Source organism: Kosakonia radicincitans DSM 16656 (assembly GCF_000280495.2).
Taxonomy (GTDB): Bacteria; Pseudomonadota; Gammaproteobacteria; order Enterobacterales; family Enterobacteriaceae; genus Kosakonia; species Kosakonia radicincitans.
This window is the reverse complement of record NZ_CP018016.1, coordinates 4,383,302-4,395,663: the sequence shown is the minus strand read 5'-3', so window position 1 is coordinate 4,395,663 and position 12,362 is coordinate 4,383,302. Positions and strand designations below refer to the sequence as shown.

The following is a 12,362-nucleotide window of genomic DNA, read 5'->3' as shown; positions in this document are numbered from 1 at the left end:
TGACGCATAATGGCGCCGCTATACAAACTGACGACTTATACGAGAAAACAGGGCGAATTATGGCGAGACGAATTCTGGTCGTTGAAGATGAAGCACCGATCCGTGAAATGGTGTGCTTTGTGCTCGAGCAAAATGGTTTTCAACCGGTAGAAGCTGAAGATTATGACAGTGCGGTGAACCAACTTAACGAACCCTGGCCAGACTTGGTTTTACTGGACTGGATGTTGCCTGGCGGTTCCGGTATTCAGTTTATTAAGCACCTGAAACGCGAGGCCATGACCCGCGATATTCCGGTGATGATGCTGACGGCGCGTGGCGAAGAGGAAGATCGTGTACGCGGTCTGGAAACCGGTGCGGACGATTACATTACCAAGCCCTTCTCACCGAAAGAGCTGGTTGCCCGTATTAAAGCGGTTATGCGCCGTATTTCGCCGATGGCGGTGGAAGAAGTGATTGAAATGCAGGGACTTAGCCTCGATCCCTCTTCGCATCGCGTGATGACCGGCGAAAATCCGCTGGATATGGGGCCGACGGAGTTTAAACTCTTACACTTCTTTATGACCCACCCGGAACGCGTGTACAGTCGTGAACAACTGCTGAACCATGTCTGGGGAACCAATGTTTACGTCGAAGACAGAACGGTTGATGTCCATATTCGTCGCCTGCGCAAAGCGCTGGAACACAGCGGTCACGATCGTATGGTGCAAACAGTGCGCGGCACGGGATATCGTTTTTCGACCCGTTTCTGAAATTTGACAGGAGTGTGACGCGTGCTGGAACGGCTGTCATGGAAAAGGCTGGTGCTGGAGCTCCTCCTTTGTTGTCTACCTGCTTTTATACTCGGCGCGATTTTCGGTTACCTGCCCTGGTTTTTATTTGCCGCGGTAACCGGGCTGCTGATCTGGCATTTCTGGAATTTACTGCGCCTCTCCTGGTGGTTGTGGGTCGATAAAAGTATGACTCCACCGCCCGGCACGGGAAGCTGGGAGCCGCTGTTATACGGGCTGCACCAGATGCAGATGCGTAATAAAAAGCGGCGGCGCGAGCTGGGTAATCTCATCAAACGCTTTCGCAGCGGTGCGGAATCTCTGCCGGATGCGGTGATCCTCACCACCGAAGAAGGGTCTATTTTCTGGTGTAACGGCCTGGCACAACAGCTGCTGGGGCTGCGCTGGCCGGATGATAACGGGCAGAACATCCTGAACCTGCTGCGCTACCCTGAATTCACGCAGTATCTTAAAAAACAAGAATTTACCCGGCCACTGAATCTGGTGCTGAACAGCGGGCGCCATCTGGAGATCCGCGTGATGCCTTACAGCGAGCAGCAACTGCTGCTGGTGGCGCGCGATGTTACGCAGATGCACCAACTGGAAGGCGCGCGGCGTAACTTTTTCGCTAACGTCAGCCATGAATTGCGCACGCCGTTGACGGTGCTGCAAGGTTACCTGGAGATGATGCAGGAGCAGGCGCTGGAAGGCGCGCCGCGCGAAAAAGCGCTGCATACCATGCGTGAGCAAACATCGCGGATGGAAGGGCTGGTGCGCCAGCTGCTGACGCTGTCGAAGATTGAAGCGGCGCCGACGCTGCCGCCAAATGAAACCATCGATGTGCCGATGATGCTGCGCCTGGTTGAACGGGAAGCGCAGACGCTCAGCCAAAAAAAGCACAACCTGGAGTTTGAGGTCGATAACGCCTTAAAAGTGCTCGGTAATGAGGAGCAATTGCGCAGCGCCATCTCCAACCTGGTGTATAACGCGGTGAATCATACGCCCGCCGGAACGCACATTATTGTGCGCTGGCAGCATGTGCCGCAAGGGGCGGAATTCAGCGTTGAGGATAATGGTCCGGGCATTGCCGCCGAACATATTCCGCGTCTGACCGAGCGTTTTTACCGCGTCGATAAGGCCCGTTCCCGGCAAACCGGCGGGAGCGGGCTTGGGCTGGCGATTGTTAAACATGCTCTCAACCATCACGAAAGCCGCCTTGATATTGCGAGTACGCCCGGCAAAGGGACGAGTTTTAGCTTTATTCTGCCGGAACGTCTGGTTGCCAAAACTCCTGCTGCCTGACGCTCCTGTCAGCTTATCTTTCCAGCGGCCTGTAAAAACAGGCCGCATTTCCTGCTGATTCCCCGCGATAAAACCTATTTTGTACGCATGATGCTTTTTTGTTCGCATGATCAGCCATGTGTTTTTCTTATAAATAGAGTATTGGACTGGATGTTTATCTTGATCCAGCATATCCATCTGGTTTTGCGATCCCATCTTGCCTTTAAACGTTATAAGCGTTTAAATTGCGCCCCTGACATTGTCAGACCGACTATGTTTACGTGGTAAATCGAAAAACTATACTCCGCCACGTTACGTATTAAGCATTTCCAGCTGATTTTTCACGGTTTATACGCGTTATTGTTCGGCAGGGAAGGCGAAAAATTCACCATTATTTACGACACCACATCCACAGGCAGTAAACTTATGACCTATCACTTAAAACCACGAGACATTGTTGCTCTGGGCTTTATGACCTTCGCCTTGTTCGTTGGCGCAGGGAACATCATTTTCCCGCCAATGGTCGGCTTGCAGGCGGGTGAACACGTCTGGATGGCGGCGTTTGGTTTTCTGATTACCGCCGTAGGCCTGCCGGTGCTGACAGTTGTTGCGCTGGCCAAAGTGGGTGGCGGTGTGGATAGCCTGAGCACGCCGATCGGTAAAGTCGCTGGCGTGCTGCTGGCAACCGTTTGTTATCTGGCGGTAGGGCCGTTGTTCGCCACGCCGCGTACGGCGACCGTCTCGTTTGAGGTGGGGATTGCGCCGCTGACTGGCGATGGCGCAATGCCGCTGCTGGTCTACAGCATCGTTTATTTTGCGCTGGTGATCCTGGTGTCGCTCTATCCGGGCAAGCTGCTGGATACTGTGGGCAACTTCCTTGCTCCGCTGAAAATTATCGCGCTGACCATTCTTTCGATTGCCGCGATCGTCTGGCCGGCTGGTCCTATCAGCCATGCGCTGGAAGCTTATCAGACTGCACCGTTCTCTAACGGTTTTGTTAATGGCTATCTGACGATGGATACGCTGGGTGCAATGGTGTTCGGTATCGTGATCGTGAATGCCGCCCGTTCGCGCGGTGTGACCGAAGCGCGTCTGCTGACCCGCTACACCGTCTGGGCCGGGCTGATGGCGGGCGTGGGGCTAACGCTGCTCTATCTGGCGCTGTTCCGCCTGGGTTCAGACAGCGCGACGCTGGTGGATCAATCCGCTAACGGCGCAGCGATTCTGCATGCTTATGTTCAGCACACCTTTGGTGGCGCGGGCAGCTTCCTGCTGGCGGCGTTGATCTTCATCGCTTGCCTGGTGACGGCGGTTGGCCTGACCTGCGCCTGCGCCGAGTTTTTCGCGCAATATCTGCCGCTCTCTTACCGTTCGCTGGTGTTTATTCTTGGCATCTTCTCAATGGCGGTTTCCAACCTGGGGCTGAGTCATCTGATTCAGATCTCCATCCCCGTGCTGACGATGATCTACCCGCCGTGCATCGTGCTGGTGGTGCTGAGCTTCAGCCGTTCGTGGTGGAACAACTCCACCCGCGTAATTGCGCCAGCCATGTTTATCAGCCTGCTTTTTGGTATCCTTGACGGCGTGAAAGCATCCGCCTTTGCTGAGTATTTACCGGCCTGGACGCAGCGTTTGCCGCTGGCGGAACAGGGGCTGGCCTGGCTGATGCCGAGCCTGGTGATGGTGGTTCTGGCGGCAGTCTGGGATCGCACCGCCGGGCGTCAGGTGACTTCCAGCGCGCATTAACAGTTGCGGATACGGTTTGTTTAACCACGGGGTTTGGCGCCCCGTGGTTTTTTATTTTTGTGTTGAATAATGGCAGTGGAAACGATGGAAAGTACGAATAAGCTGAAGCGTGGGTTAAGCACCCGCCACATCCGCTTTATGGCGCTGGGATCGGCAATCGGCACCGGGCTGTTTTACGGCTCTGCCGATGCCATCAAAATGGCCGGGCCGAGCGTGTTGCTGGCCTACATTATTGGTGGCGTCGCCGCGTATATCATTATGCGTGCGCTGGGTGAAATGTCGGTACATAACCCTTCCGCCAGCTCGTTCTCTCGTTACGCACAGGAAAACCTCGGCCCGCTTGCGGGCTATATCACTGGCTGGACCTACTGTTTTGAAATCCTGATCGTGGCGATTGCCGATGTGACGGCTTTCGGCATCTATATGGGCGTCTGGTTCCCGACGGTGCCGCACTGGATCTGGGTGCTGAGCGTGGTGATGATCATCTGCGCCATTAACCTGATGAGCGTAAAAGTCTTCGGCGAACTGGAGTTCTGGTTCTCGTTCTTTAAAGTCGCCACCATTATCATCATGATTCTCGCCGGTTTTGGCATCATCATCTGGGGCATCGGTAACGGCGGGCAGCCGACCGGGATCAGCAATTTGTGGAGCCACGGCGGTTTCTTCAGTAATGGCTGGCTGGGCACGGTGATGGCGCTGCAAATGGTGATGTTCGCCTACGGCGGTATCGAAATCATCGGCATCACCGCCGGTGAAGCGAAAGATCCGGAAAAATCGATCCCGCGCGCCATTAACTCCGTACCGATGCGCATTCTGGTGTTTTATGTCGGGACGCTGTTCGTCATCATGTCCATCTACCCGTGGAACCAGGTCGGTACTGACGGCAGCCCGTTTGTCCTGACCTTCCAGCATATGGGCATTACCTTTGCCGCCAGCATTCTTAACTTTGTGGTACTGACCGCTTCGCTTTCGGCGATCAATAGCGATGTTTTTGGCGTGGGGCGCATGCTGCACGGCATGGCGGAGCAGGGCAGTGCACCGAAGATGTTTGCCAAAACCTCTCGTCGCGGCATCCCGTGGGTGACGGTCATGGTGATGACCGTTGCGCTGCTGCTGGCGGTCTGGTTGAACTACATCATGCCGGAGAATGTTTTCCTGGTGATTGCGTCGCTGGCGACCTTTGCCACGGTATGGGTGTGGATCATGATTTTGCTGTCGCAAATCGGTTTCCGCCGCCGCCTTTCTGCCGATGAAGTGAAGGCGCTGAAATTCAAAGTGCCTGGCGGTGTGACAACTACCGTCGTGGGACTGCTGTTCCTTGTGTTTATCATCGCGCTGATTGGCTGGCACCCGGAAACCCGCATTTCGCTGTACGTGGGTCTGGCGTGGATTGTGCTGTTGCTGATTGGCTGGATGTTTAAAAAATCCGCCTGATGGCGGCGACGCCTTATCAGGCCTGCAGGGCCTGATAAGTGCAGTAACCCGGCAAAAAATCACACCACCGGGGTCAGCATTTTCCCGTCATTGAAATAACTCACCAGGTTATTGATGGTCAGATCCGCCATCGCCTGGCGGGTTTCCGCCGTATTGCTGGCAATATGCGGTAGCAGCACGACATTTGGCAGCTCGCGCAGCGGCAGGGGAATATGGGGTTCGTTCTCAAACACATCCAGTCCTGCGCCGCGTAACTTTCCTTCCTGCAGCACCGCGATCAGCGCGTCGGTATCCACCACGCTGCCACGCGCAATATTCACCAGAATCCCTTCAGGCCCCAGCGCTTCCAGCACTTCACGATTAATGACATGATGCGTTTTCGCCCCTCCGGGTAACGTCAGTACCAGAAAATCCACCGCCCGCGCCAGGTCAACGATGCTCTGATGGCGTTGCCAGCGGCTGTTACGGGCTTCCCGGGGGCTGAAATAGTGGATCGGCATATTGAACGCCGCCGCACGCCGGGCAACATCGTGGCCGATATTGCCCATGCCGACAATCCCGCAGCGTTTCCCGCTCATTTTCCAGGCACCAGGAAATGCGGCATGCTCCCATTGCCCCGCGCGGGCGAAGCGGTCGGCTTCGCAAATTTTGCGCGTCACCGCCAGCATCAGCGCCAGCCCGGTGTCGGCGACGCACTCATTGAGCACGTTTGGCGTGTTGCTGACGGTGATCCCCCGGCGACGGCAGGTTTCGAGATCGGTCGCATCAACACCCACGCCAAAACCGCTGATCGCCTCCAGCGCCGGAAGCTGCTCAATCAGCGAGGTACTGATCCCCCTGGCTGCACGGGTTAACGCACCGCGAATGGCATGCGCATGGTCGCGCAGCAGGGTTTGCTCATCCTGCTGCCAGTATTTATGCACCACAAAATGCTGTTCGAGGGTGGTTATCATCGGTTGGGGAATTTCAGTAATGACAAGGATTTCGGGTTTATTTTTCATACTTATTCCTGGCGGTTATCATTTTTAACAGTATAAAAAGCAGCCTGTCCGGAGACTTCGGGCATCGGCACGAAGCAGGCCTGCAAAAACTCACGCATTTGCCCGGCGGTAGCTCTGCCGGATCACATCTGCGCCCCGTCTCTCAGCCCTGTAAAAAAAGCGAAAGAAGGAGGCGGCAGACGTGCGGGTGTGGAAGAGTGGCGTCATTTTGAGCACAGGGGATTTTTGATGTTAAATGCATGGCACCTGCCCGTCGCGCCGTTTGTGAAACAAAATAAAGATCAGTTAATTATCACGCTCTGGCTGAGTGGGATCGGTTTGCCGGAGCGGGTGATGCTGCGCACCGAAATCGACAATGAAGAGACGCCGCTGGCTATGCACCGACGGCGGAAAACCGCGGCGAACGGCGTCAGTGCCTGGCAAGTTGCGCTGGACATCAGCAGTGGGCAACCGCGCCGCCGCTACAGCTTTAAGCTCCTGTGGGAGAACCGGCAACTGTGGTTTACGCCGCAGGGGTTTAGCCGTTTTCCACCCGCCCGTCTCGAACAGTTCGCGGTTGATGCGCCGGATGATGGGCCGCAGTGGGTGGCCGATCAGGTGTTTTACCAGATTTTCCCGGACCGTTTTGCGCGCAGCCAGCCGCGCGGTGAGCAGCAGGATAAGGTTTACCATCATCATGCCGCTGGTCACCCCATTGTGCTGCGCGACTGGGACGATCCGTTAACGGCACAAGCCGGGGGATCAACCTTTTATGGTGGCGATCTCGACGGGATCAGCGAAAAGTTGCCCTACCTGAAAAAGCTGGGCGTTACCGCGCTCTATCTCAACCCGGTTTTTGTCGCTCCCAGCGTACATAAATATGACACTGAAGATTACCGCCATGTCGATCCGCAGTTTGGCGGTGACGAAGCCCTGTTACGCCTGCGGCGCAATACGCAGCAACTGAATATGCGTTTGATCCTTGATGGTGTTTTTAACCATAGCGGTGATTCCCACGCGTGGTTCGATCGCCACAACCGTGGCACCGGTGGAGCCTGTCATAACCCCGATTCCCGCTGGCGTAGCTGGTACAGTTTTGACGAGCAGGGCCGCGCCCGCGACTGGCTGGGGTATGCCAGCCTGCCGAAACTCGATTATCAGTCACCGACGCTGGTTGAAGAGATTTATCAGGGGGAGGAGAGCATTGTGCGCCACTGGCTGAAAGCGCCGTGGAACATGGACGGCTGGCGGCTGGACGTGGTGCATATGCTGGGCGAAGACGGCGGGGCGCGTAACAATCTGCACCATATTTCGGGGATCACCCGCGCGGCGAAAGAGACGCTGCCGCAGGCCTATGTTTTCGGCGAACATTTTGGCGATGCGCGCCAGTGGCTACAGGCGGATGCTGAAGACGCGGCCATGAATTATCGCGGTTTTACGCTGCCGGTGTGGGCCTTTCTGGCGAATACAGATATTGCCTACGATCCCCAGCAGATCGATGCGCAAACTTGCGCAGCATGGATGGATAACTACCGGGCCGGACTGTCGCACCAGCAGCAGTTGCGTATGTTTAACCAGCTCAACAGCCACGATACGCCGCGCTTTAAAACCGTGCTCGGCAAAGATTTTGCCCGGCTGCCGCTGGCGGTGGTCTGGCTGTTTAGCTGGCCGGGAACGCCTTGCATCTATTATGGCGATGAAGTGGGACTCGACGGGGCGAACGATCCCTTTTGTCGTAAGACCTTCCCGTGGGATAAAAAGCGCCAGGATACGCAACTGCTGGCGCTCTACCAGCGTATGGCGAAACTGCGCGCGCGTAGCCAGGCTTTGCGGCGCGGCGGCTGCCAGGTGATATACGCCCAGGATAACGTGCTGGTTTTTGTTCGTGTCTGGCAGCAACAGCGCGTACTGGTGGCGATCAACCGCGGCGAAGCCTGCGAGGTGGTGCTGGAGGGCTCGCCGCTGTTAGAGGCGAAAAACTGGCGGCTTCAGGAAGGTACAGGTACGCTACTGGATGATGTGCTGACGCTTTCAGCTACCAGCGCATCTGTCTGGTCTGCCGCCTGAATCGCCACGCGACGAGGGGCGGTCGTTACGTCTCCCCTTTAGCGAAGGCGATAGTACATGGATGGTCTTTTAGTATTCGGCGTGGTAGTGCTGTTTCTGGCGCTGGTAGTGGTGCCCATTGTGGCGATAACCGCCTGGCGGCGCAGCGTCGCCACGCAGAGTGAACTTCTGCAATTGCAGCAGCGGCTGAGCGTACTTGAACAGCGCCTGATGGAAATGCCGGAAAGCCGTGAAGCGACGTCGGCCGGGGCTGTCCCGGCACCTGCTCGCGAAGTAATTGAAATTCCTCAAACGCCTGTATCAGCGGTTAATCCGTGGGAACGTAAGGCCGAATCGCCAGCGGCCGCTGTTGACGCGCCTGCTATAAAAACAACGAAGCCGGAAACCGCCTCCTGGGGCATGGTCACTTCGCTGGCGCGCTGGTTTATGCAGGGCAATCCGCTGGCGAAACTGGGCATTGTGCTGCTATTTATCGGACTCTCCTTCTTACTACGTTACACCGTGGAATACGCCTTGTTCCCGCTGGAATTACGGCTGGCTGCCGTGGCGTTGGTCGCCCTGGTTCTGCTGGGGCTGGGGTGGCGATTGCGGCATAAGCAAACCGTTTTTGCTTTGATACTGCAAGGCGGCGCGGTTGGCGCGCTCTACTTAACCGTGTTCGGCGCATTTCGCTTGTGGCAGATGTTGCCGATGACGCTGGCCTTTGGGCTGCTCATTGTTATTTGCGCGGCAAGCGTCGGGCTGGCGGTGCTGCAACAGGCGCTGAGCCTGGCACTGCTGGCCAGCCTTGGCGGCTATCTGGCACCGATACTGCTCTCCACCGGTGGCGGCAGCCATATCGCACTGTTCTCGTTTTACTTACTGCTCTCGGCAGGCATTCTCGCCATCAGCCTCTGGCAGCACTGGCGCGAACTGAATCTTCTGGGGATGTTCTTCACTTTCGGCGTTGCCGGGCTGTGGGGCATGGAGAGCTACCGTCCGGAATTTTATCTGAGCTGCCAGCTCTTCCTGATTGTCAACATCCTGATCTTCGGCGTATTGAGCGTAGCGTTGTCACTGCGCGCGCAGCGTCGGGGAGAGCGCATTATTGATGGCGTGCTGCTGTTCGCGCCGCCGCTGGTGGGATTTGGTATGCAGTACGCTATTACCTGGCACTGGCACTACGGACCGGCGTTTAGCGCTCTGGGTTTTGGTCTTTTCTATCTGGCATTAGCGACCCTGGCGCTGAAGCGCTACCCGACGGCGGCAAAACCGCTGGTACTGGCAGCGCTGGCGCTGGGCGGCGCGTTTGCCACACTGGCAATCCCACTGGCGCTTTCAGCGCGCTGGACGGCAATGGCCTGGGCGCTGGAAGGGCTGGGAATCTTGTGGCTCGGCGTGCAGCAAAACCTGCGGCGTATGAGCTACAGCGGCAGCGCCTTGTTGTTGCTGGCGCTGTGTAGCGCGCTCTGGGCGTCAGCCGATGGGCTTAATGCCTTGTCGACCTTGTTGATCTTTGCCGTGCTGAGCGGTTGTTGGCTGGCGGGCGCATGGCTGTGGCGTGGGATCCGGCGTGAAGGCAGCGGGTTGCTGCTGGCGGGCGCGGTAGCGTTCTGGGTGGTTGCGCTGGGCGGCGCGACACAGCTGGTTTTACCGGTTGCGGTGCATGCCGGGTTTGGCGTACTGGCGCTGTTGGCGCTTTCGGTGTGGCTGTGGCGTGCGGGCAGCCTGCGCGCATCATGGCCGGAGCTGGGCTACGCCCGGTGGTTGTTGTGGCTGGGTATGGCGCTGATGCTGGGCTGGCAGATAACATCGCAAGGGCATGCTCTGGCGGCGGGATGGTCGAATCTCGCCTGGTGTATTGCTCTGCCTTCCGCTTTGCTGCTGCTCTACAAGGATAATGGCACTGTGCCTGCGCGCGTGTCGCAAGGGTTACATATCTCCCTGTTCTGGATGCTGTTGCTGGCGGCTGGTAGTGAAGTGTGGTGGTTTGTTGAGGGACTGCCGTGGGGATCGGAGCCCTGGCAGAGCGGGTTGCCGATGGCGGCGGGTGGCCTTGCGATCGCGCTGGTGCTGGCGGCAATCCGCCATGCGTTCTGGCCGTTTCGCATCTGGCCTGCGCTATATGGCGCGCTGGCGCTGTTGCCGGTAGTACCTGTGCTGTTGGGCTGGCTGGTATTCGCTAACCTCGGCGACGGAGTGGTGACGGAGATGCGTTATCTCCCGCTGGTTAACCCGCTGGAAGAGGGGGCGGCTTTCGCACTGGCTGGCGTCTGGTTGTATAGCCGTTTTGCTGAAACCCACTACCCGACGATAGCGCCACAAATGTGGCGTGTACGGCCATGGGTCCTGGCGGCGCTTGGTTTCTGGTGGCTTAACGGTGCGTTGCTGCGGTTGCTGGCGTATTACGGCGAAGTGGAGTGGGATGTGGGCAGTTTGTGGCAATCGCGGTTGATCCAGACCAGCCTGGCGCTGTTCTGGATGTTGATTGCGCTGGTGGTGATGATTCGCGCGACGCGTCAGCATGCTCGCCATCAGTGGCTGTGCGGCGGTGTGCTGCTGGGCGTTGTATTGCTTAAGTTGATGCTGGTAGACAGCGCCGGAGGCGGTGGCTTATCGCGGGCGATCGCCTTTATTGGCGTGGCCGTACTGGTGCTGATTGTGGGCTATTTTTCACCCCTGCCACCAAAGGCTGTGCGGGAACAAAATAAGGGAGAAGAACAATGACAACATGGCATGGAGTAGTGTTGGCTGCGCTGATAATGGCAACGGGCGCGGCGATAAGCAGTGAACCGCTCCCGGATTCGCCGCAGGATTATGCGTTTGGCGCCTCGCTTGATTTGCCGCAAGCGGCTTCCTGGTATCGCGTGGATCTGCCGCTGGATGTTTACACGCAAAGTACATGGCCAGATTTGCGTGACGTACGGGTGTTTAATCGCGACGGAGAGCGAGTGCCGTTCACGCTGGAAACACAAAGTGCGGCAACCCACGCGCCTGCCGCCATTCCGCTGCGCGTCTTCCCGCTCGACTCCTCACCGGTTGAAACCAGCGCGCAAGGGCAAAATGTGGTGCGTTTGCACTCCTCATCCGGCGTCGATATTCGTATTGAAGGCGAGCCAGCAGAGGTGGTTGGACAGAGTTATTTGCTGGCGCTGCCGGAAAATATGCCGGAGACCTTTACGCTGGCGCAGTTGAAGCTGACATGGCCGGAAGCAGTAGCGAAATGGCGTAGCAAAGTAACGCTCTTTTTCAGTGATGATATGCGTAGCTGGGCAACATTGCAGGAAAATGCGCCGGTGATGGAGCTGGCGAGCGGTAACGACCGGTTGAAACTCGATCAGATAAATGTCAATCAAACCATGTCCGCGGATGGCGTGCGTTATTTGCTGATGGTGTTTGATACGCCAAATCTGCCGGTGACGATTACGCAGGTCACGGCGACGCTGGGCAGCGAGCCAACGCCGCTGGAGCAGGTACAGATAGCGAGCCACGGACAGCGGGTTTCTTCCACCGAGGCGCAATACCTGTGGGCGCAACCGCAGCCGTTAAGTTCATTGTCGGTAAAACTGGCGGAAGGGAGCGTTCTGCCGGTGGAGATCGCGTTCCGCAGTAGCGCCAGCGCCGAGTGGCAACCGCTCAGTAAAACTGTGTTGTGGCAGCGTAATGAACAGGCTTCTGCGCCGATCGCGTTACCGGAAGGAGTCGTGCAGGCGGTGCGCATTACCACGCTGGATGCGCGTTTACCGGGTGAATTACCGCAGATGAGCGGCAGTCGCTCGCGGCAATCGCTGCTGTTTAACGCCCAGGGCAAAGGGCCATTTATGCTGGCCTGGGGTAACCGGGCGGCGCAGCCTGCCGCCGTGGCCCTGGATGCGCTAATCCCGGAGGCCTTACGTAAACAGCTCGATCTTGACGCGATCCCGGAAGTACAAGTGGCAGAGCGAGTGACACCTGGCGGGCAGGAACGGCTGACGGCGACGTCGCCTGCTGAACGGCAGGGAATGTGGAAAACGTGGCTGGTGTGGGGCGTGCTGCTGCTGGGGGTTGTGGTGCTGGTTTGGATGGCGCTGCGTATCTGGCGTGAAGTGAAAACACGCTAACAAAAAGG

Annotated in this window: 8 protein-coding genes; 7 read left to right on the top strand and 1 reads right to left on the bottom strand. The window is 57.3% G+C overall.

All coding sequences use genetic code 11. The features are described from left to right. Positions 1-59: 59 nt before the first annotated feature. The 4 genes from phoB (at position 60) to proY (ending at position 5,228) form a co-directional block, all read left to right on the top strand. Positions 60-749, top strand: a complete 690-nt coding sequence (gene phoB, locus Y71_RS21140; RefSeq protein ID WP_007373472.1) for a phosphate response regulator transcription factor PhoB — start codon at positions 60-62, stop codon at positions 747-749. Between the two features lie 21 nt (positions 750-770). Continuing rightward, positions 771-2,069 carry a phosphate regulon sensor histidine kinase PhoR gene (phoR, locus tag Y71_RS21135; protein WP_007373473.1) on the top strand — a complete coding sequence of 433 codons (1,299 nt, stop codon included), beginning with the start codon at positions 771-773 and terminating at the stop codon, positions 2,067-2,069. 405 nt (positions 2,070-2,474) lie between these two features. Continuing rightward, positions 2,475-3,794 (top strand): branched-chain amino acid transporter carrier protein BrnQ, encoded by a 1,320-nt coding sequence (brnQ, locus tag Y71_RS21130; protein ID WP_007373474.1) that lies wholly within the window; start codon positions 2,475-2,477, stop codon positions 3,792-3,794. An 84-nt stretch (positions 3,795-3,878) separates the two neighbouring features. Then, positions 3,879-5,228 (top strand): proline-specific permease ProY, encoded by a 1,350-nt coding sequence (proY, locus tag Y71_RS21125; RefSeq protein WP_007373475.1) that lies wholly within the window; start codon positions 3,879-3,881, stop codon positions 5,226-5,228. Between the two features lie 59 nt (positions 5,229-5,287). Here proY and Y71_RS21120 read toward each other — a convergent pair whose 3' ends face one another. Continuing rightward, positions 5,288-6,229 (bottom strand): 2-hydroxyacid dehydrogenase, encoded by a 942-nt coding sequence (locus tag Y71_RS21120; protein WP_007373476.1) that lies wholly within the window; start codon positions 6,227-6,229, stop codon positions 5,288-5,290. Between the two features lie 228 nt (positions 6,230-6,457). Here Y71_RS21120 and malZ point away from each other — a divergent pair, with 228 nt between their 5' ends. The 3 genes from malZ to Y71_RS21105 are packed head-to-tail and all read left to right on the top strand — an operon-like array spanning position 6,458 to position 12,354. After that, positions 6,458-8,275, top strand: a complete 1,818-nt coding sequence (malZ, locus tag Y71_RS21115) for a maltodextrin glucosidase (protein ID WP_007373477.1) — start codon at positions 6,458-6,460, stop codon at positions 8,273-8,275. A 57-nt stretch (positions 8,276-8,332) separates the two neighbouring features. Next, entirely contained in the window at positions 8,333-10,981 is a 2,649-nt protein-coding gene (locus Y71_RS21110; protein ID WP_007373478.1) for a DUF2339 domain-containing protein, read from the top strand. Further along, positions 10,978-12,354 (top strand): DUF3999 family protein, encoded by a 1,377-nt coding sequence (locus Y71_RS21105; RefSeq protein ID WP_007373479.1) that lies wholly within the window; start codon positions 10,978-10,980, stop codon positions 12,352-12,354. The genes Y71_RS21110 and Y71_RS21105 overlap by 4 nt, the downstream gene beginning before the upstream one ends. Positions 12,355-12,362 lie beyond the last annotated feature (8 nt).